Raw genomic sequence first — 19,053 nt, forward strand, 5'->3', positions numbered from 1 at the left:
CATGACCAGTCCCAACCCCGCCGCCAAGCGCGGCCTGGCGCAGCGGATCAGCGGTGAGCGGATCGTGCTCGCACTGGCGGCGCCGGTGCTCGCGGTCGTGCTCTCCATCGCGATCTGTTCCGTGCTGCTGGCGACCTCGGGCAAGAACCCGTTCGACGCGTGGAACGTGATGATCACGTACGCCACCAAGTCGGACGGCCAGGTGAGCATCCTCAACCGGACCACCACCTACTACCTGGCCGCCGCGGCCGCCGCGTTCGGGTTCCGGATGAACCTGTTCAACATCGGTGTCGAGGGCCAGTACAAGGTCGCCGCGCTGTTCGCGGCCTTCGTCGGCGCCCAGGTCGACCTGCCGGCGATCATCCAGATCCCGCTGCTGCTGGTCACCGCGATGCTGGTCGGCGGTCTGTACGCGAGCATCGCCGGTCTGCTCAAGGTCTACCGCGGCGTCAGCGAGGTCATCTCGACCATCATGCTGAACTCGATCTCGCTCGCGATCGTCGGTCTGCTGCTCGTGCCCGGCATCTTCGCCCCGAAGGTCAGCGGCACCAGCAACTCGATCCAGACCGACCCGGTCTCGCAGTCCAGCCACTTCTTCACCATCCCCACCGCCGGCGGGGACCTCTGGGGCTTCATCTTCATCGCCGCCCTGGTCGGTGTGGTCTTCCAGTTCACCCTGAGCCGCACCCGTTTCGGCTTCGACCTGCGCGCCACCGGCCGCTCGGAGTCCGCCGCGACCGCGTCCGGCGTGAACGTCAAGCGCATGGTGGTCATCTCGATGGTGGTCTCGGGCGCCATCGCCGGTCTGATCGGCCTGCCCGAACTCCTGCAGAACTCGTACTACTACGGCCAGAGCTTCCAGCCCGGCCTCGGCTTCCTGGGCATCTCGATCGCCCTGCTCGGCCGGAACAGCCCGATCGGCATCGCCTTCGCGGCCCTGCTCTTCGCCTTCCTGGACGCCACCGGCTCGCAGCTGCCGCTCAAGGGCGGGTTCCCGTTCGAGATCGTCGACGTCATGAAGGGCACCATCGTCATCTGCGTCGTCGTCGCGTACGAGCTGGTGCGCCGCTACGGCTTGAAGCGCCAGCAGCAGAAGGTCGGCGCCCAGCTCGCCGCCCAGCTCGCGGCCACTGAGAAGAAGGAGGTGTCCGCGTGAGCACGGCGACTGCCGCTCGTCCGAAGGCGCCGGGCGCGCCCGCGAAGAAGCGCAAGCTGTCCTGGCCCGTGGTGCTCCTGCTGATCGCGGGCGCCCTGGTCCTCTTCGCCGCCGTGGGCATGGCCACCGGCAACCACTCGCTGACCTCCTCCGGTCAGGTCGCCGCGGCGCTCGGCTCCGCCGTGCCGATCGGCATGGCCGGTCTGGGCGGTCTCTGGTCCGAGCGGGCCGGTGTGGTCAACATCGGCCTCGAAGGCATGATGGTCGCCGGCACCTTCTGCGGCGCCTGGGCGGGCTACCTGGTCAACCCGTGGGTCGGCCTGCTGGCCGGCATGCTCGGCGGTGCGCTCGGCGGTCTGCTGCACGCGGTCATCACGGTCACCTTCGGCGTCGACCACATCGTCTCCGGCGTCGGCATCAACCTGCTGATCCCCGGCATCTGCGCGTACGTCAACCGGATCTACTACAAGGACTACATCTCGGCCGGTGCCGGGGCGAACCAGTCCCCGCCGGCGGACCCGCTGCCGTACATCACCGTCCCGGGGCTGTCCTCCGGCCTGAAGAGCATCGAGAACCACCACTGGTTCCTGGTCTCCGACGTCGCCGGCGTGCTCGGCGGCCTGGTCACCAACCTCTCGGTGGTCGTGGTGCTGGCGGCCGTGCTGATCGTGGCCAGCTACTTCCTGCTCTGGCGCACGGTGTTCGGCCTGCGGCTGCGCTCCTGCGGTGAGAACCCGACGGCCGCCGAGTCGCTGGGCGTCAACGTCTACAAGTACAAGTACCTGGCGGTCATCGCCTCGGGCGCCTTCGCGGGCCTCGGCGGCGCGTACCTCTCGCTGGTCGCCGCGCACTTCTACAAGGACGGCCAGACCCTGGGCCGCGGCTTCATCGGCCTCGCGGCGATGATCTTCGGCAACTGGATGCCCGGCGGCCTCGCCATCGGCGCCGGCCTGTTCGGCTTCACCGACAGCCTCCAGCTGCGCGACCCGGAGTCGGTGCACGTGCTGATCCTGGTCGTCGCGATCGCGATGGCGCTGTTCGCCCTGTGGCAGCTGTACCGCCGCAAGTTCACCGCGACCGTGGTCTCCTTCGTGGTGGCCGGCGGCCTGGGCGCCTGGTACGCGCTGACCGACGAGGTGCAGCGTCCGCTGATCGTCGCCACGCCGTACCTGATCACCCTGGTGGTGCTCTCGCTGGCCTCGCAGCGTCTGCGGATGCCCAAGGCCGACGGTCAGGTCTACCGCAAGGGCCAGGGCAAGTGACGGCCCCCGCGGTCGACTGGGAGCGGCTGCGCGAGGCGGCGCGCGAGGCCATGGGCCGCGCGTACGCCCCGTACAGCAAGTTCCCGGTCGGCGCGGCGGCGCTGGTCGACGACGGTCGGCTGGTCAGCGGCTGCAACGTGGAGAACGCCTCGTACGGGCTCGCGCTGTGCGCCGAGTGCGGGCTGGTGTCCGCGCTGCACGCCTCCGGCGGCGGCCGGCTGGTCGCCTTCACCTGCGTCGACGGCGCGGGCGAACTGCTGATGCCGTGCGGGCGCTGCCGCCAGCTGCTGTACGAGCACGGCGGGCCGGAACTGCTGGTCGACCTGGCCTCCGGCGTGAAGCCGATGAGCGAGGTCCTGCCCGACGCGTTCGGTCCGGAGCGGCTCTAGCCTCGGCAATTGTTACGCGCGTAGAGTGTCGCGAGTGGGCCGTAACCCGGTCATCTCGCGGCACTCTTCGCTTTCCACGCATCTTCTCGACGTATGTGCACGACGCATGTGCACGACGCATCTGAAACCCCTCTTGGAGCACGCATGGACGCCATCTCCGTCATCAGGACCAAGCGCGACCGCGGAGAGCTGAGCGACGCTCAGATCGACTGGGTCATCGACGCCTACACCCGTGGCGAGGTCGCCGACGAGCAGATGTCCGCGCTGGCCATGGCGATCCTGCTGAACGGCATGAAGCCGCACGAGATCAGCCGCTGGACCGAGGCCATGATCCGCTCCGGCGTCCGGATGGACTTCTCCTCGCTGCCGCTGCCCACCAGCGACAAGCACTCCACCGGCGGCGTCGGCGACAAGATCACCCTCCCGCTCGCCCCGCTGGTCGCCGCCTGCGGTGCCGCCGTCCCGCAGCTGTCCGGCCGCGGCCTCGGCCACACCGGCGGCACCCTGGACAAGCTGGAGTCCATCCCCGGCTGGCGCGCCCTGCTCTCCAACGACGAGATGATGGACGTGCTGCGCGACGCCGGCGCGGTCATCTGCGCGGCCGGCGACGGTCTCGCGCCCGCCGACAAGAAGCTGTACGCGCTGCGCGACGTCACCGGCACCGTCGAGGCCATCCCGCTGATCGCCTCCTCGATCATGTCGAAGAAGATCGCCGAGGGCACCGGCGCGCTCGTGCTGGACGTCAAGGTCGGCTCCGGCGCCTTCATGAAGAACCTGGACGACGCCCGCGAACTCGCCCGCACCATGGTCGGCCTGGGCACCACCGCCGGGGTCAACACCGTCGCCCTGCTCACCGACATGTCCACCCCGCTCGGCCTCACCGCGGGCAACGCGCTGGAGGTCCGCGAGTCGATCGAGGTGCTGGCCGGCGGCGGTCCCGCCGACGTCGTCGAGCTGACCCTCGCCCTGGCCCGCGAGATGCTCGCCGCCGCCGGCGTGCACGGCAAGGACCCGGCCGACGCGCTGCGGGACGGCTCCGCGATGGACCACTGGCGCCGCATGATCGCCGCCCAGGGCGGCGACGTCGACGCCCCGCTCCCGGTCGCCCGCGAGCAGCACGTCATCCCGGCGCCCGCCTCCGGCGTGCTCACCGAGCTGGACGCCTACGCGATCGGCGTCTGCGCCTGGCGCCTGGGCGCCGGCCGCGCCCGCAAGGAGGACCCGGTGCAGGCCGGCGCCGGCGTCGAGATGCACGCCAAGCCCGGTGACACCGTGGTGGCCGGCCAGCCGCTGCTGACCCTGCACACCGACACCCCGGAGCGCTACGAGTACGCCATCGAGGCGCTGGCCGGCGGCATCGGGGTCTCCCCGGCGGGTACGGCGTTCACCCCGAACCCGATCGTCCTCGACCGCATCGCGTAGTGGTCGGACGGGGGCGTGGCGCGACCGCATCGCGCCGCGCCCCCCGCGGCCCGGCTACTCCGCCGCGGCGAGCATGATCTTGAGGAACTCCTCCGGCGCCTCCCGGACCAGGTCGTGGCCGACCGGGAGGGCGTGCACCGCCCAGGTCGGGTCGTCGCGCAGGCGCTCGTAGGTCTCCAGGAACGGGGTGCCCTCGAAGCGCTCGGCGTGGATGTAGACGCGGCGGGCGATCCCGTCCACCGCCCCGGTGAGGCGCACCGGCTGGAGCAGGGTCCCCATCGGGTGGACGGTCGCGCGCGGGTCGAGGGCCGGGTGGAGTCCCACCATGGTGTGCCCGTTCCCGGCGGCGGCACCGGCCAGGTACCGCTGCTTCCAGAGGTCGTCGACGATCGCGTGGGCCGACTCGCCGTCGCGCGGGACGAAGGCGTCGGCGTGCACCAGCGCGGCCACCCGCTCCGGCGCCCGGTCGGCGACCGCCGAGATCACCATGCCGCCGTAGCTGTGCCCGACCAGCACGGCGTCGGTGACCTGCTCCGCCTCCAGCAGGCCCAGCACGTCCTGGACGTGGGTGTCCAGGTTGATCGCCCCGTTGTTCAGGTGCCCGCGCTCGCTCACCCCGCTCAGCGTCACCGGGTACACCTCGTGCCCGGCCGCCCGCAGCCGCCCGGTCAACGGCCGGTACCACCAGCCGCCGTGCAGGACGCCGGGGACGAGGACGAAGGTGGCCATGGCGAATTCCTCTGCTGTTCGTACGAACTGACGAGAGGAAACTTACGGGCCCGCCGGGCGGGGTGTCAGGCGTACGTCCGCAGCACGCCGGTGTCGAGGGTCCACTAGGTCCGCACCGTGGTACGCGATATGGCCCGGGTGGGTCGTCGACAACTGCGCATTGAGCTGCCTGGCGATGTGCAGTGCAGCGAGTTCGTGTCGCATGACCGGTGACGTCATCATGACGATCTCGCCCTCGGCGATCTCGACCTTCCCTATCCCCGGCACCTTCGGCAGCTGATCCGCGATCTCAAGCAGCCGGGCGAACACTGCAGGATCGACACTCACACTCCGGAGTGTATCCGCGCCCGCTGTCAAGCGTCCGCGACCGCTCGCCTCGTGGTACGGGCCTGGTGGGTGGCGTGGAGGGTGACGGCGGCGGCGAGGGTCATGGCGGTGAGGCCGACGGTGGCGGCGCCGGGCCAGCCGGTGGAGTGGTAGGCGTCGGCGCCGAGGGTGCCGCCGAGGCTGTTGCCCAGGTAGTAGGCGATCAGGTAGAGGGCGGAGGCCTGGGCGCGGCCCTCGGTGGCGGTGCGGCCGACGGCGGCGGAGGCGGTGGTGTGGCCGGCGAAGAAGCCGGCGGTGATCAGCACCAGGCCGAGCAGGGCGCAGACCAGGGAGTCGGCGAGCGAGAGCAGCAGCCCGGCGGCGGTCACGCCGACGGCGACGTAGAGGGTGCCGCGCCGGCCGAGCCGGGCGGAGAGGCGGCCGACCGCGGCGGAGGTGCCGGTGCCGACCAGGTAGACGACGAAGATCGAGGCGGCGATCGACTCGGGCAGGTGGAAGGGCGCGGCGATCAGCCGGTAGCCGACGGTGTTGTAGACCGCGCCGAACACCGCCATGAACAGCATGCCGAGCGCGTACAGCCGTACCAGCAGCGGGTTGCGCAGGTGCCGGCCGACGGTGCGGGCGAGGGCGCGCGGGTCCACCGGGGCCGGGGTGAAGTGCCGGGCGGCGGGGATCAGCAGCCGGAAGGCGAGCGCGGCGAGCAGGGCGAGGGCGGCGGAGGCGGCGAGGCCCCAGCGCCAGCCGAGGGCGGCGGCGGTCCAGCCGGAGATCAGCCGGCCGCCCATGCCGCCGATGCTGTTGCCGGCCACGTACAGGCCCATCGCGGAGGGCAGCGCGCTGGGGTGGACCTCCTCGGCGAGGTAGGCCATGGCGGTGGCGGGGAGCCCGGCGAGGGCGGCGCCCTGGAGGACGCGCAGCACGACCAGGGTGGTGAGGTCGGGCGCGAGGGGCAGGGCGACGGCGAGGGCGCAGGCCGCGAGGACGGAGGCCGTCATCACCGCGGTGCGGCCGTACCGGTCGGCCAGCGCACTGGCCGGGAGCAGCCCGAGGGCGAGGCCGAGGGTGGCGGCGGAGGCCGTCCAGCTGGCCTGGCCGGGGGTGAGGTCGAGGTCGGCCGAGAGGACCGGCAGCAGGCCCTGGGTGGAGTAGAGCAGGACGAAGGTCGCGACACCGGCGGCGAACAGGGCGAGGTTGGCGCGGCGGAAGCCGCGCCCGCCCGGGCGGTGGCGGTCGTCCCGGTCGAGGGTGTGCTCGGTGGAGGCATCCGGGGTGGCCGCGGATGCCCTGGTATCGGAGGGCTGCATGGCTCCGACGCTAGGCCTGGCGCGGCTGATGCGTCCAATGCATGAAGAGTGGATGATCGATGCGCCGGTGTATGAGTCGAGGTGGGACGGGGATGGCCGTGGCGGACGGGTCGGACGGAACGGAGCAGCCCTACCGGGCGGCCGAGTTGGGGCCGGAGGAGCCGGCCGTGCTGCTGGCGCCCAGGTTGGCGCGGTTCGCCGCGGTGGCCCGGCTGGAGCACGTGACCCAGGCGGCCGCGCTGCTCGGGGTGCCGCAGCCGACGCTGTCGCGCGCGGTGTCCCGGCTGGAGGCGGAGCTCGGGGTGGGCCTGCTGGCCCGGCAGGGCCGGACGGTCCGGCTGACCAGGGCGGGCCGGCTGCTGCTGGCCTCGGTGGAGCGGGCGCTGGCGGAGCTGGAGCGCGGCGCGGAGGCGGCCCGGGCGGAGGCGGACCCGGCGGTGGGGCGGGTGGCCTTCGGCTTCCTGCACACGATGGGCCCGGACGCCGTCCCGGCGCTGCTGCGGGGCTTCCGGGCGGCGCACCCGCAGGTGCGGTTCCAGCTGGTGCAGGACTACGGCACGGCGATGCTGGAGCGGTTGCGGGCGGGCGAGTTGGACCTGTGCCTGGTCGCGCCGCTGCCGGTCGACCCGGCCTTCACGGCCCGCCCGCTGGACGAGCAGCGGCTGCACCTGGCCGTCCCGGCGGACCACCGGCTGGCGGGGCGGCGGCGGATCCGGCTGGCGGAGGTGGCCGAGGAGCCGTTCGTCGGGCTGGAGCAGGGGTACGGGCTGCGCATGATCACGGACGGCTTCTGCGCGCAGGCCGGCTTCGTGCCCCGGCTGGCCTTCGAGGGGGAGGAGGCCGAGACCCTGCGGGGGCTGGTGGCGGCCGGGCTGGGGGTGGCGCTGCTGCCGCCGGCGCTGGTGCCGCGGCCCGGGGTGGTGGAGCTGGAGGTGACCGCGCCGCGGACCCGGCGGGCGATCGGCCTGGCCTGGGCGGCGGGGCGGCCGCTGACGCCGCCGGTGGCGGTGTTCCGGGACTTCGTGCTGTCCCGGCGGGGGCGGCTGCTGCACCACGACTGAGGTGGTCGGCGCGATGCGGCCTGTTTGGCGGATCCTATGGACCGGGCGGTGGAATTCCGGTCCTGCTTTGGACCATCCGGTGGTGTTCCCGGTGGTAGGTCTACGCGCGTAGGGGCTATATTTCCGCAATGGAGAAGCAGATCCCCGTCACCACCGCGGGCGCCGGCCCGCGCATTCCCACCCCCGACCAGATCCGCCGCGCGCCGAAGGTCCTGCTGCACGACCACCTCGACGGCGGGCTGCGCCCGGAGACCGTCGTCGAGCTCGCCGCCGCGACCGGCTACGAGGGGCTCCCCACCACCGACGCCAAGGAACTCGGCGAGTGGTTCCGCGAGGCCGCCGACTCCGGCTCGCTGGTCCGCTACCTGGAGACCTTCGCGCACACCTGCGCCGTCATGCAGACCCGCGAGGCCCTGGTCAAGGTCGCCGCCGACTGCGCCGAGGACCTGGCCGCCGACGGCGTCGTCTACGCCGAGGTCCGCTACGCCCCCGAGCAGCACCTGGAGGGCGGCCTGAGCCTGGACGAGGTCGTCGAGGCCGTCCAGGAGGGCTTCCGCCTGGGCGAGGCCAACGCCCGCGCGGCCGGCCACCGGATCCGCATCGGCACCCTGATCACCGCGATGCGGCACGCCGCCCGCTCGCAGGAGATCGCCGAACTGGCCAACCGCCACCGGGACTCGGGCGTCGTCGGCTTCGACATCGCGGGCGCGGAGGCGGGCTACCCCCCCACCCGCCACCAGGCCGCCTTCGACTACCTCAAGGGCGAGAACAACCACTTCACCATCCACGCGGGCGAGGCCTTCGGCCTGCCGTCGATCTGGGAGGCCCTGCAGTGCTGCGGCGCCGACCGGCTCGGCCACGGCGTGCGGATCGTCGACGACATCACCCTGAACGAGGACGGCAGCGTCGAGCTGGGCCGACTGGCCGCGTACGTGCGCGACAAGCGCGTCCCGCTGGAGATGTGCCCGACCTCCAACCTCCAGACGGCGGCCGCCGCTTCGTACGCCGAGCACCCGATCGGGCTGCTCAGCCGGCTCAAGTTCCGGGTCACCGTGAACACCGACAACCGGCTGATGAGCGGCACCAGCATGAGCCAGGAGTTCGGCCACCTGGTGGACGCCTTCGGCTACACCCTGGGCGACATGGAGTGGTTCACGGTGAACGCGATGAAGTCCGCGTTCCTGCCCTTCGACGAGCGGCTGGCGATGATCAACGACGTGATCAAGCCGGGCTACGCCGAGCTCAAGGCGGAGTGGCTGTTCAGCGCGGGCACCGCCGGCAGCTGAGCCGACGGCCCGTCCTTGCGGTCGGATTAACGCGGCTTCCGGGTACGGAAGTTGGCGTTCATACGAAAACTCACTCGGGTGAGTGAACGCCCTTTGGTTCTCGCGCGACCCTGTCACTACGGTGTGCCAGTCAATGCTGACAGGCCGTGGCGGCACTCGCCCGTCCGTCGCCCCGTGCGATGTCGGCCACCGACGAGGACCCAAGGGGACGAACCATGAAGCAGGCTCTCAAGGCCGCCGGTACCGCGGCGCTCGGCATCGCCATCGCGGCGGTCGGCGCCGGCACCGCCTCCGCGGCGGCCGGCCAGGCGGCCGGCGGCCTCGGGCTGCCCACCGGCGCGGTGACGAACCCCGCGGTGACCGGTGCGGTCACCGACACCGCGGCCAAGCTGCCCGGCGGCGACAAGGTCGCCGGCACCCTCGGCACCCTGACCCCGAGCGCCGGCCAGCCCGCCGCCGCTCCGGCCGCCGAGGCCGCGCCCGCCGCCCCGGTCGCCGGCCTCACCCAGCAGCGCGTCGGCGGCCTGCCGAACGTCCCCGGCCTGGACAAGACCCCGATCGGCGGGGTTGCCGGCGCGCTGGGCGGCCTGGGCGGCTGATCCGGCCACCCGCACGACGACGGGCCGCCCGCCCCCGGGAACTCCTCCGGAGGCGGGCGGCCCGTCGTCGTGCCCGCCGGTACGGCCTCACGGCTCCTGGGGGAGCAGCACCCACAGCGCGAGGTAGATCAGGAACTGCGGGCCGGGCAGCAGGCACGACAGCAGGAAGATCAGTCGGACGGTCCACGGGGTGAGGCCGAAGCGCTCGGCGATCCCGGCGCAGACGCCGGCGATGACGCGGTTGTGGCGGGGGCGGGCGAGGCGGGCGCTCATGGGAACTCCTTGGCTGGCTGGCTGCCGGTGCCGGGTGGTCCGGCGGGCGTACCTCCATACTCCGCCGCCGCCGGCCCGGAAACCTCCACCCACCAGGCGATCCTCGACCCCGGTAGGTCACCGGGAAGACGGAGACCCGGATCGGGGTCCGCCTCAGGGATGACCCGGAGGTGCGGGTACGGAAAAACCCGTTCGCGAAGGTGTCGGGGCGGAGGGATATGATTCCGCGGTCGCTGATGGTGGGGGGAAATCCGGCGGCGCCGTCACGGCCTCAAGAGGCCCCTCACGCCTGCGATTTCGCACTTCTCTCGGGCTGCGCCCGAATTCTCCCGTGAGGTCCCCTTGCGCAATCAGTCCCGCAGAATCCTCGCCGTGGCCGCCGCTGCCGCGCTGGCCTCCGGCGCCGCCCTGACCTCGGCCCCGGCGGCACTGGCGGCCCCGACGGCCACTGCCGCGCCCCAGGGCACCCAGGCCACCTCGCCGGTCACCGCCGCTTTCGGCGGACTGCCCGACTCGGTCAAGGCGGGCGGCGCGCCGATCGAGTTCTCCGTGACCCTCAAGAACACCGTCGACCACCAGATGGACGTGCTGGGGTCGGTCCTCACCCTCGCGGACCCCGGCCTCGGCATCAAGCCGGGCCAGTTCAAGCTGGAGTACCAGGCCCCCGGCACGACCGGGTGGCAGGCCGCCGAGGAACGCGGTGCCGCTGTCTGGGACGTCGACCGCAACGGCGGCCGGCACGTGGCGGCCGGTGCCGAGGCCGTCTACCGGCTGCGGCTCACCGTCGCCGCCGATGCCCCGGCGGGTCGGGTGGGCCCGGGCTTCAACGCCATCGTGTCGGACCCCACCCTGCCCCCCGAGCAGCGCATCTCGACCGCGCTCAGCACCTCCCCGAACCTGGTGGTCGCCCCGGCGGTCACGCCGACCACGCCGGCGACCACGCCCGCTGCCACGGCGGACGTCCGGCTCGACGGGGTGCCCGCCGTCTTCACGGCGGGCACGGAGTCGAAGCCGTTCAAGCTCGTCCTCGGCAACACCAGTGGCAAGGACCTCCGGCTGGTGCCCGCGATCGTGTTCCAGGGGAAGGACCTGCTCCCCTCCGGGACGGTCAGGTTCGAGTTCCAGGCGCCGAACGGGGACTGGCTGGAGGGCACCCCCGGCGGTGACTCGGACCACCCGGCCTGGCTCTGCATGGGCCTGCGGGCGGGGAGCAAGGACGCCGACGTCGTCGTCCTGCCGAAGGGCGGGACGAGGACGTTCAACCTCCGGCTGGCCTTCACCAAGGACGCGCCGGTCGTCGCCGAGTCCCTGCTCGCCAGGGTGGGCAGCCTGCCCGGCGCGGGTGAGAGCGGCGCCGAGTCGTTCAGCCCGAGGGCGGACTTCACCATCGAGGCCGCCACCGGCACCCCGGCTCCCACCACCCCGGTCACCTCCGCTCCGGCCGCCCCGGCCACCGTTGCCGCCGCCGTCCCGGCCGCGCAGGTCACCACCGGCGCCCCGAGCCCCGCGGCCGAGCCCGTGCAGGTGGCGGCCGCCGCCGCCCCGGCCCCGGCGGCCGTGGAGGCCACCCGGCTGGCCTCCACCGGCGGCGGGTCCTCCTCCGCCCCGATGGCGATCACCGGCGCGACCGCGATCGCCCTCGGCATCGGAACCCTGGTCGTCGCCCGCCGCCGCCAGCGCGCCCAGGGCGCCGGGAACTGACCCCGGACAGCACGAGGCCCGTCCGTCCCCGCCTTCGAGCGGGGACGGACGGGCCTTGCGGCGTTCCGGGGCTCAGCCGGCCGGCTGCTGCGGCGGCTGCGGCTGGGCGTACGGGTTGTCCGCCACCGGCTGCGCCGGCGCGCCCGGCTGAGGCGGCACGGCGCCCTGCGGCGGCACCGGCTGGCCCGGCTGCCCGGCCGGCTGGGCGTACGGGGCGTTCGGGTTGAACGCGGCCTGCTGGGCGGCGGCGTTGGGGTCGTGCGGGGCGTTCGGGTTGTACGGCGCGTGCGGGGTGTACGGCGTGACCGGCTGGGGCGGCGCGTTCTTGGCGTTGCTGCGCTCGACGACGGCCTTCACCGTGGCGACGATCATCGCGATCGGCAGGATCAGCGCCTGGAAGAAGATCCGGTAGGTGCCGCCCTCGAAGACGAACGCCAGGTAGTAGGCGTAGCCCGCGAACCCGAGGCCAATCACGATGTTGAGGATCCGCATGCCGACCTTGAGCCCGCGCAGCGGCAGGACGCCGAGGACCAGCATGATGGCGCCGCTGAGCGCCAGCAGAACGACGTACCAGGAGAAACCGGGTGCGTTGGTGAAGTCGAGATTGTTCAAGGGAATTTCCTGTGGGAGGAGAATGACGACGGGAACCGTCCGGGGACGACAGCGCACAGTACTGGAGGGGGCCGACATCCGTCGTCGCCTTTTCATCACGGTGTCGTTGCGCCGGGTCGCGGCTGCGCCGGAGCGGTAATTGACGAGGTGGGAAATGACTGTTTATGAGGTGCTGCGGGTCTTTTGCGGGCCGGACGGGCAGTACGGCAACGCGCTCGGTGTGGTGCGGGACGGCGCCGCCGTTCCGGGGCGGGCGGCGCGGCAGGCCTTCGCCGGTGAACTCGGTTTCAGCGAGACGGTGTTCGTCGACGACGCGGAGCGCGGGGAGATCGACATCTACACCCCGAGCGTGCGGCTGCCCTTCGCCGGCCACCCGTGCGTGGGCGCCGCCTGGCTGCTCGGGGTGGACCGGCTGGTGACCGCCGCCGGGGAGGTGCCGGTGCGGCGCGAGGGCGGGCTGACCCGGATCGAGGCCCGGCCGGAGTGGGCCCCGGGGCGGACCTTGCGGCAGTACGGCTCGGCCGCCGAGGTGGAGGCGCTGGAGGTGCCGCCGCCGGGGGAGTGGGTGTACGCCTGGGCCTGGCAGGACGAGGCGGCCGGTACGGTCCGGGCGCGGGCCTTCCCGGGCCGGGGTGACGGCATCGACGAGGACGAGGCGACCGGTGCGGCGGCCCTGCTGCTGGCCGGCCGGCTCGGGCGGGCGCTGACCGTCACCCAGGGCCGGGGTTCGCAGCTGCTGGCCGGTCCGCGGCCGGGCGGGCTGGTCGAGGTCGGCGGCCGGGTGGTGCGCGCATAGCCGGGTGGTGCGTGCCTAGGCCCTGTCCGGCCGATCTTGCCGGGCCCGCGACGCCGGGCATCCCGCCTGGCCGCACGCCCGAATCGCCCGAGTACACCCAGTACGAGGACGATCCGGGCGCACGCCCAGCCGGGCGCCCACCGCCGCGGGCTGATCCGACAAGATCGACCGGACAGGGCCTAGCCGGCCGGCGGGGTGGGGCCCGCGTAGGCGCGCGGACGGGCCGCGGGTGCCATGGTCACCTTCGGGGTGACGGCGGCGGCCACCGGCGGGGCGGCCAGGACGGCGGCCCGCCGGGCCCGGGCCGCGGTCCGGTGCTCCCGCAGCAGGCGGCGCAGGCCGGGGACGAGCGCGAGGTGGGCGATCATCACGCCGAGCACGGCGAACAGTATGTGGTCCACGTTGAGCACGTGCCCGGGCGTCCAGGAGGAGAGGAACTCCAGGCCGGTCGCCAGCAGGGCGGACACACCGGTGGTGCGCAGGAAGGACGGCAGCCAGGGGGCCCGGACCCGGCCGCCGGCCAGCGGCAGCAGGACGCCGAGCGGGGCGAGCAGCAGGAACTCGCCGACCACCTGCCACGGGGTGGAGGAGCGGAGCGAGGCCAGCGGCGTCAGGTTGGCGTCGTACACCCAGGCCACCGGCAGGGGTCTGAGCACCAGCCAGAGCACCAGCGTCAGGTGGAGGGCCAGGCCCGCCAGTCCGGCGTGCCGGAGGGGACGGTGGACGCCCGCCGCCGGCCTGTTCTCGGTCCGTGCGCCGGAACGCTCGTCGCGTGTCCTGGTGCCATCTCGCTGCACGGGGGGAAGGACGTGGGCCGGTGGCGCGGCGGTTCCACGCCGGGCGTGAACATTCCGGGGCGCGCCCCCGTTTCCCGTCACACGGGGTCGACGGAGTCGACGGGGGGCGCCTCGCCCGAGGACGGGCCCTACCGGCAGGGCGCCGCCGTGGGCACCGCGCCGAACACGTTGTCGGGCGGCGGCGAGCCCGGCACCACCGGGGTGGGCGAGGGGCTCGGGCTCGCCTTGGCCGCGCCGCGGGACGGGGTGACGGCCGGGGCGGGCGGGGTCGGGGTGGCCAGCGCGGTCGGTATGTGCGGGGCGCTCGGGCAGGCCGTCCGGCTGGCGGGCGCGCCGGCGTCGACCGGTACGGCGGTCGGCCGGATGCCGCAGCCGGAGGCCAGCGCGAGCAGGAGCAGGACGCCGGCGGTGCGGCGCAGGGCGGTGCGGGTGGGGGCGGTCACGTGGCGTCCTTGAGCTCGGCGTCGCCGGCGGGGCCGAGCTCGGTCCCGCCCGCGGACGGCGACGGCGGTTGGGTCAGCGGCAGCGTCAGGGTGAACACCGCGCCGACCTCCCCGTTCGCCGCCGTGATGGTCCCCCCGTGGATCTGGGCGTTGGCCATCGCGATGGACAGCCCCAGGCCGCTGCCCTCCGAGCGGGCCCGGCCGCGGTCGGCCTTGTAGAAGCGGTCGAAGACGTGCGGCAGCACGTCCTCGGGGATGCCGGGGCCGCTGTCGGAGACCTCGACCACGACCGAGTCCGCGGACTGCCGGACCTTGACCCGCACCGGCGAGCCGCCGTGCTTGAGCGCGTTGCCGATCAGGTTGGCGAAGACCACGTCCAGCCGGCGCGGGTCGACCACGGCCAGGATGCCGCGCGGGGCGTCCAGTTCGACCGCGTCGTACCAGGCCCGGCCGTCGATGCAGGACATGATCAGGTCGGCGACGTCGACCTCGTCGGCGACCAGCCTGGCGGTGCCGGCGTCGAAGCGGGTGACCTCCATCAGGTTCTCGACCAGGTCGGACAGCCGCCTGGTCTCGCTCACCACGAGTCGGACGGCGGGCTCGATCATCGGGTCCAGCGACTCGGCCTCGTCCTCCAGGATGTCGGTCACCGCGGTCATCGCGGTCAGCGGGGTGCGCAGCTCGTGCGACATGTCGGCGACGAACCGCCGGCTCTGCGCCTCGCGCGCGCTCAGCTCCTCGACCTGCTCGTGCAGCGACTCCGCGGCCCGGTTGAAGGTCCGGGCCAGGTCGGCGAGTTCGTCGGAGCCCTCGACCTCCAGCCGGGTGTCCAGGTGGCCCTCGCCGAGCCGCTTGGCGGCCTCCCCGAGCCGCTTGACCGGCCGCAGCACGGTCGAGGAGGCGGCCTGGGCGAGCAGGGCCGAACCGATCAGCGCGAGCAGGGTCGCGATGGCCAGTGACCAGCCCAGGGTGTTGAGGTCGGCCCGTTCGTTCTCCAGCGACTTGAACATGTACGCCGTCGGGCCGTTCGGCAGCACCTTGGTGCCGCCGATCACGAACGGGCGGCCGTCCAGGTTCTGCCGCTGCCAGTACAGGTGGTACGGGTACGGGTTGCTCTCGGTGACCTCGCGCGGCTTGGCGACGGTGGACTGCAGCGCCGCCGGGACGTCGGCCAGGGTGAAGCGCGTCGGGGCGGAGGAGACCGCCGGGCACTCGGGGTGCGCCGGGTCGACCACGACCACGTCGTAGGACAGGCCGGAGCTCGCCACGTTGGAGGCCAGCGTGGCGAGGTCCGGGCAACTGGCGTTCAGCGGCAGGTCGGAGACGTTGCGGCTGAGCGAGACCCGGAAGTCGTTCAGCGCGGTGTCCTGGGCGCGCTTGAGCACCGCGTCGCGGTTCAGCCAGTACGCGATGCCGGAGGCCGAGACGGCGGCGAGCAGCGCGACGGCCGCGAACACCGCGATCAGCCGCACCCGCAAGGAGCGCAGCCGTCGCCACGGGCCGGACGAGAACCGTCGGGCAGTCTGCTGATGGTCAGTCACAAGAGCCTGTCGTCGTACGGGAGTTCAGGAAGGGGGCGAGGGGCTCAGGCAGGCGGGTCCAGTCGGTAGCCCACCCCGCGCACGGTGCGGATCAGGGTCGGCGCGGACGGCACGTCCTCGACCTTGGCCCGCAGCCGCTGGACGCAGGCGTCCACCAGGCGGGAGTCGCCGAGGTAGTCGTGTTCCCAGACCAGCCGCAGCAGCTGCTGGCGGGAGAGCGCCTGGCCGGGGCGGCGGCTGAGCTCCAGGAGCAGCCGCAGCTCGGTCGGGGTGAGCTGGAGGTCCTGCCCGTCCTTGGTGACGGTCATCGCGGCCCGGTCGATCACGACGGTGCCGTACGCGGAGGAGTCGGAGCTCTCCCGCTCACCGCGCCGCAGCACGGCGCGGATCCTGGCGTCCAGCACGCGCGGCTGGACCGGTTTCACCACGTAGTCGTCCGCGCCGGACTCCAGACCCACGACCACGTCGATGTCGTCCGAGCGGGCGGTGAGCAGGATGATCGGCAGCTGGTCGGTGCGGCGGATCCGACGGCAGACCTCGAAGCCGTCGATTCCGGGCAGCATCACGTCCAGCACGATCAGGTCGGGCCGCTGCTCCTTGAAGAGCCTCAGACCGTCCTCGCCGGAGGCGGCGGTGGCCACACGGTGGCCCTGGCGGGTGAGAGCGAGTTCGAGGCCGGTCCGGATGGCGTCGTCGTCCTCGATCAGTAGGAGGAAAGGCACGGCCCCATTTTGGCCCACCGGGAGCGCCGAATCACCCCCCGGACCGGTCACCGCCCGTACGGGAACCGGAAGGACGGCCGCCGGCGTCCGGAACGGCGGGAGGAGGAACGGGTCGAAGGGCCCGGCCCTGTGACACCCCTGTGACAGTCGGCGGACAGCGCCATCACAACCGGCGGGCAGGATTTTCCATGTCGCCGCAGGACAGCGGGCCGCAAGGGCCGGCTGGAGGGCGGCAACAGGAACCGCTCGTACCGAACCAAGGGGGCGCACGATGAACGCCATGCTTCAGACCCGGACCAACCCGGCTGTCCGCACCGCGCGTTCCTCAGCGACCACCCACCGGACCCGGTACGAGATCAGGACCGACGAGAACTCCGGTGCCGTGACCGTACGGGGGTGCGCGCACAGCACCGGTGGAAACCCTGTCGCCCGCCGGGTGAGCGGCGGCGGCAGGACGGGGGAGCTGTACGGGATCGGCCGACTGGGGAGTACGGCCGACTCCGGCAACACCCTCACGCTGCGGGGGATCCTCCCCGTCCGCGTCGAGGGCACGGACGCCCGGGGGGGCGACCAGAGGAAGAACGGTCTGCGGACGGTCGGCTCGGGGGAGCCGGCCGGTCGCGGGGCCGCCGGTGCGACGCTGCTGCGGCTGAACCCCGCGCCGGCCCGCACCACCGAGGCGGGACAGGGAGACGCGCAGGGGGAGCACCCGGCCGTCGCGGAGGACCACATCACGGAGTTCACCGCGTACGTGCGCGAGCGCCGCGCCTCCCTGTACGCCACGGCGTACCACCTCACCGGTGACCGCTACGAGGCCGAGGACCTGCTGCAGAGCGCGCTCTTCAGCACCTACCGGGCCTGGGGCCGGATCACCGACAAGGCCGCGGTCGGGGGCTACCTCCGCCGCACCATGACCAACCTGCACATCTCCGCCTGGCGGCGCCGCAAGGTCAACGAGTACCCGACCGAGGAGCTGCCGGAGACGGCCGGCGACACCGACGCGATGGGCGGCACCGAGCTGCGCACCGTGCTCTGGCAGGCGCTGGCGAAGCTGCCGGAGAACCAGCGGACCATGCTGGTGCTGCGGTACTACGAGGGCAAGACCGACCCGGAGATCGCCGACGTGCTGGGGATCAGCGTCGGCACGGTCAAGAGCAGCATCTGGCGCGCGCTGCGCCGGCTGCGCGACGACGAGCACCTGAACAAGTCGGGCGACACCGTCCGGGCGTTCGGCGAGCTGGTCGCCTGACGGCGGCGAGCGGGGAGCAGGGGACAGGACTCCCGTCGGGGGACGGGTAGCGGACGGTTGCGGTTCGGGGGTGCCGGCTCGGGGGAGCGGCGCTCGTGGGGAGCCCAAGCCGTTCGGTGGGCGACGGGCCCGGTGCGGGGGAGACGCACCGGGCCCGTCGTCGTACGTCCTCGGGCGGTCCCGCCCCGCGGCTCAGACCGCCGACAGCTCCCGCCGCCCCGAGGCGGCGCGGACCCGCCGCTCCGCCTCCGGCCCGGCGCACGGGTACGAGCCCAGCTCGACCTGCCGTCCGACGATGGCCCGCTCGGCCCGCATCAGTCGCAAGCCCCGGCGCAGCAGCACCGGCAGCGACTTGCGGCCTTCCCGGACGTCCCGGCGCAGTCGGCGCCAGGCCGTGGTGAGCGCGCCGTTGCGCAGGCACAGGGCGTCGCCGAGCAGGCCCTCGGCGGTGCACTCGGTGACGATCTCGGCGGCGAAGATGCCCTCGGCGATGAACGCGGTGGCGCCGTCCAGGTCCAGGGCGCGGGTGGAGATCCGGCCGTTGTCCGGGATCGAGTACACCGGCACCTCGGTGCGCCCGCGCTCGTACAGCGCGCGGATGGCGGCGACGGCCTGGTCGCGGTGCCAGGCGAGCGGGGAGTCCCAGTCCACGGCGCCGTCGGGCAGCCGGGGGAGGGTGGGGTCGTCCCCGTCCTTGTAGAAGTCGTCCAGCTGGAGCACCGGGAGGCCGCTGCGTTCGGCCAGCGAGGACTTCCCCGATCCGGAGGGCCCGGAGAGCAGGATCACCCGGGCGTGGGCCGTCGGGACGGGATTCATGGGGGAGTCACTCACGGGACACCAGTCTGACGCATCCCGGCCGGTTGCCGAAACCGTTCTGCATCACACCTTCCGGCCGGCGCCTTACGGTCGCGCCTTCCGGTCGCGCCCTCCGTCACGCCGTCCGGAAGTCGGGGCCGGCGAGGGCGAGGTGGAGCGCCGGCAGGTAGCGGCTGTCGAGCTGGAGGTACACCTGGCGCCCGCCGCCGGGCGGCTGGTAGCCGGTGGCGGCCCAGTCCTGGGAGTGCCAGGTGTCGGGCTCGGGCTCGTGGAAGGTGCCCCCGGTGGGCAGTTCGAGCGGGCGGGCCCCGCGGGCGCGGAAGGTGACCGCGGCGGCACCCGGGGTGACGTCCAACCTGCCGTTGGTGTAGCGGTGTTGCCAGCCCGGCCGGTCGGACCGGGCGGAGCAGGGCAGTCGGGCGGGCTTCCCGGCGGCCAGGCGGCGGCGGACCCGCGCGACGTGCCAGCGGCGGACGAACCCGTCCGTCAGCAGCGGCATCAGCTCGGCGATCAACTCTCCCACGGCGCCTCCTCGGTGGTGTCGGTACCGGGGATTCTGGTCCGGACG

21 protein-coding genes are annotated in these 19,053 nt (G+C 73.3%); 10 read left to right on the top strand and 11 right to left on the bottom strand.

Going from position 1 to position 19,053, the window contains the following annotated elements:
• The first annotated feature begins 1 nt into the window (after position 1).
• From ACFXPX_RS25735 to ACFXPX_RS25750, 4 genes are all read left to right on the top strand, one after another.
• On the top strand, positions 2–1,156 hold the full coding sequence (locus ACFXPX_RS25735; RefSeq protein ID WP_380643478.1) for an ABC transporter permease: 1,155 nt from the start codon (positions 2–4) through the stop codon (positions 1,154–1,156).
• Positions 1,153–2,418 carry an ABC transporter permease gene (locus ACFXPX_RS25740; RefSeq protein WP_375882286.1) on the top strand — a complete coding sequence of 422 codons (1,266 nt, stop codon included), beginning with the start codon at positions 1,153–1,155 and terminating at the stop codon, positions 2,416–2,418. The genes ACFXPX_RS25735 and ACFXPX_RS25740 overlap by 4 nt, the downstream gene beginning before the upstream one ends.
• Positions 2,415–2,807: a cytidine deaminase gene (locus tag ACFXPX_RS25745; protein WP_375882289.1), complete on the top strand. Its 393-nt coding sequence runs from the start codon at positions 2,415–2,417 to the stop codon at positions 2,805–2,807. Before ACFXPX_RS25740 ends, ACFXPX_RS25745 begins: the two co-directional genes overlap by 4 nt.
• Positions 2,808–2,951: 144 nt before the next feature.
• Positions 2,952–4,229: a thymidine phosphorylase gene (locus tag ACFXPX_RS25750; protein WP_380397285.1), complete on the top strand. Its 1,278-nt coding sequence runs from the start codon at positions 2,952–2,954 to the stop codon at positions 4,227–4,229.
• Positions 4,230–4,283: 54 nt separating this feature from the next.
• Here the strand turns inward: ACFXPX_RS25750 and ACFXPX_RS25755 are convergent, their stop codons facing one another.
• From ACFXPX_RS25755 to ACFXPX_RS25765, 3 genes are read right to left on the bottom strand one after another with little or no spacing between them, the layout of a single operon-like run.
• Positions 4,284–4,958 (bottom strand): alpha/beta fold hydrolase, encoded by a 675-nt coding sequence (locus ACFXPX_RS25755; protein WP_380521155.1) that lies wholly within the window; start codon positions 4,956–4,958, stop codon positions 4,284–4,286.
• A gap of 42 nt (positions 4,959–5,000) precedes the next feature.
• The gene (locus ACFXPX_RS25760) at positions 5,001–5,285 is read right to left on the bottom strand and encodes a hypothetical protein (protein ID WP_380592794.1); all 285 of its coding nucleotides are present in this window, start codon (positions 5,283–5,285) and stop codon (positions 5,001–5,003) included.
• A 26-nt stretch (positions 5,286–5,311) separates the two neighbouring features.
• Positions 5,312–6,589, bottom strand: coding sequence for an MFS transporter (locus ACFXPX_RS25765; protein WP_380592796.1), 1,278 nt, complete (start codon positions 6,587–6,589; stop codon positions 5,312–5,314).
• A 92-nt stretch (positions 6,590–6,681) separates the two neighbouring features.
• Between ACFXPX_RS25765 and ACFXPX_RS25770 the strand changes: the two genes are divergently transcribed.
• From ACFXPX_RS25770 to ACFXPX_RS25780, 3 genes are all read left to right on the top strand, one after another.
• Positions 6,682–7,650 (top strand): LysR family transcriptional regulator, encoded by a 969-nt coding sequence (locus ACFXPX_RS25770; RefSeq protein ID WP_380643480.1) that lies wholly within the window; start codon positions 6,682–6,684, stop codon positions 7,648–7,650.
• Positions 7,651–7,778: 128 nt separating this feature from the next.
• Positions 7,779–8,936 carry an adenosine deaminase gene (locus ACFXPX_RS25775; RefSeq protein ID WP_380643482.1) on the top strand — a complete coding sequence of 386 codons (1,158 nt, stop codon included), beginning with the start codon at positions 7,779–7,781 and terminating at the stop codon, positions 8,934–8,936.
• 215 nt (positions 8,937–9,151) lie between these two features.
• Positions 9,152–9,535, top strand: a complete 384-nt coding sequence (locus ACFXPX_RS25780) for an ATP-binding protein (protein ID WP_375882306.1) — start codon at positions 9,152–9,154, stop codon at positions 9,533–9,535.
• An 87-nt stretch (positions 9,536–9,622) separates the two neighbouring features.
• On the opposite strand, the gene ACFXPX_RS25785 is transcribed toward ACFXPX_RS25780, so the two are convergent.
• Positions 9,623–9,808, bottom strand: a complete 186-nt coding sequence (locus ACFXPX_RS25785; protein ID WP_207813471.1) for a PspC domain-containing protein — start codon at positions 9,806–9,808, stop codon at positions 9,623–9,625.
• A gap of 372 nt (positions 9,809–10,180) precedes the next feature.
• Here ACFXPX_RS25785 and ACFXPX_RS25790 point away from each other — a divergent pair, with 372 nt between their 5' ends.
• Complete coding sequence (locus ACFXPX_RS25790) at positions 10,181–11,509, top strand: hypothetical protein (RefSeq protein WP_380643484.1); 1,329 nt, start codon at positions 10,181–10,183, stop codon at positions 11,507–11,509.
• A gap of 72 nt (positions 11,510–11,581) precedes the next feature.
• Here the strand turns inward: ACFXPX_RS25790 and ACFXPX_RS25795 are convergent, their stop codons facing one another.
• The gene (locus tag ACFXPX_RS25795; RefSeq protein ID WP_380643486.1) at positions 11,582–12,121 is read right to left on the bottom strand and encodes a hypothetical protein; all 540 of its coding nucleotides are present in this window, start codon (positions 12,119–12,121) and stop codon (positions 11,582–11,584) included.
• A gap of 154 nt (positions 12,122–12,275) precedes the next feature.
• Here ACFXPX_RS25795 and ACFXPX_RS25800 point away from each other — a divergent pair, with 154 nt between their 5' ends.
• Complete coding sequence (locus ACFXPX_RS25800) at positions 12,276–12,917, top strand: PhzF family phenazine biosynthesis protein (protein ID WP_375894672.1); 642 nt, start codon at positions 12,276–12,278, stop codon at positions 12,915–12,917.
• Between the two features lie 179 nt (positions 12,918–13,096).
• Here the strand turns inward: ACFXPX_RS25800 and ACFXPX_RS25805 are convergent, their stop codons facing one another.
• The 4 genes from ACFXPX_RS25805 to ACFXPX_RS25820 form a co-directional block, all read right to left on the bottom strand.
• A complete protein-coding gene (locus ACFXPX_RS25805; RefSeq protein WP_375894675.1) occupies positions 13,097–13,714 on the bottom strand; it encodes a VanZ family protein in 618 nt (205 codons plus the stop codon).
• Positions 13,715–13,842: 128 nt separating this feature from the next.
• A complete protein-coding gene (locus tag ACFXPX_RS25810) occupies positions 13,843–14,157 on the bottom strand; it encodes a hypothetical protein (RefSeq protein WP_375894678.1) in 315 nt (104 codons plus the stop codon).
• Positions 14,154–15,698 carry an ATP-binding protein gene (locus tag ACFXPX_RS25815; protein WP_375894681.1) on the bottom strand — a complete coding sequence of 515 codons (1,545 nt, stop codon included), beginning with the start codon at positions 15,696–15,698 and terminating at the stop codon, positions 14,154–14,156. The genes ACFXPX_RS25810 and ACFXPX_RS25815 overlap by 4 nt, the downstream gene beginning before the upstream one ends.
• 44 nt (positions 15,699–15,742) lie before the next feature.
• The gene (locus ACFXPX_RS25820) at positions 15,743–16,420 is read right to left on the bottom strand and encodes a response regulator transcription factor (protein WP_063349065.1); all 678 of its coding nucleotides are present in this window, start codon (positions 16,418–16,420) and stop codon (positions 15,743–15,745) included.
• Positions 16,421–17,006: 586 nt separating this feature from the next.
• Here ACFXPX_RS25820 and ACFXPX_RS25825 point away from each other — a divergent pair.
• On the top strand, positions 17,007–17,669 hold the full coding sequence (locus ACFXPX_RS25825) for a SigE family RNA polymerase sigma factor (RefSeq protein ID WP_375894809.1): 663 nt from the start codon (positions 17,007–17,009) through the stop codon (positions 17,667–17,669).
• A 192-nt stretch (positions 17,670–17,861) separates the two neighbouring features.
• Here ACFXPX_RS25825 and ACFXPX_RS25830 read toward each other — a convergent pair whose 3' ends face one another.
• The gene (locus tag ACFXPX_RS25830) at positions 17,862–18,500 is read right to left on the bottom strand and encodes an ATP-binding protein (RefSeq protein ID WP_380531369.1); all 639 of its coding nucleotides are present in this window, start codon (positions 18,498–18,500) and stop codon (positions 17,862–17,864) included.
• A 100-nt stretch (positions 18,501–18,600) separates the two neighbouring features.
• Positions 18,601–19,008, bottom strand: coding sequence for a hypothetical protein (locus ACFXPX_RS25835; RefSeq protein WP_380531372.1), 408 nt, complete (start codon positions 19,006–19,008; stop codon positions 18,601–18,603).
• Between the last annotated feature and the right edge of the window lie 45 nt (positions 19,009–19,053).

It is taken from the genome of Kitasatospora sp. NPDC059146, assembly GCF_042786665.1.
Taxonomy (GTDB): Bacteria; Actinomycetota; Actinomycetes; order Streptomycetales; family Streptomycetaceae; genus Kitasatospora.

Excerpts from the sequence above, each read along its gene's own strand:
- ACFXPX_RS25735 (WP_380643478.1), top strand. The coding sequence starts at position 2 with ATGACCAGTCCCAACCCCGCCGCCAAGCGCGGCCTGGCGCAGCGGATC.
- ACFXPX_RS25750 (WP_380397285.1), top strand. The coding sequence starts at position 2,952 with ATGGACGCCATCTCCGTCATCAGGACCAAGCGCGACCGCGGAGAGCTG.
- ACFXPX_RS25755 (WP_380521155.1), bottom strand. The coding sequence starts at position 4,958 with ATGGCCACCTTCGTCCTCGTCCCCGGCGTCCTGCACGGCGGCTGGTGG.
- ACFXPX_RS25765 (WP_380592796.1), bottom strand. The coding sequence starts at position 6,589 with ATGCAGCCCTCCGATACCAGGGCATCCGCGGCCACCCCGGATGCCTCC.
- ACFXPX_RS25770 (WP_380643480.1), top strand. The coding sequence starts at position 6,682 with ATGGCCGTGGCGGACGGGTCGGACGGAACGGAGCAGCCCTACCGGGCG.
- ACFXPX_RS25775 (WP_380643482.1), top strand. The coding sequence starts at position 7,779 with ATGGAGAAGCAGATCCCCGTCACCACCGCGGGCGCCGGCCCGCGCATT.
- ACFXPX_RS25780 (WP_375882306.1), top strand. The coding sequence starts at position 9,152 with ATGAAGCAGGCTCTCAAGGCCGCCGGTACCGCGGCGCTCGGCATCGCC.
- ACFXPX_RS25785 (WP_207813471.1), bottom strand. The coding sequence starts at position 9,808 with ATGAGCGCCCGCCTCGCCCGCCCCCGCCACAACCGCGTCATCGCCGGC.
- ACFXPX_RS25800 (WP_375894672.1), top strand. The coding sequence starts at position 12,276 with ATGACTGTTTATGAGGTGCTGCGGGTCTTTTGCGGGCCGGACGGGCAG.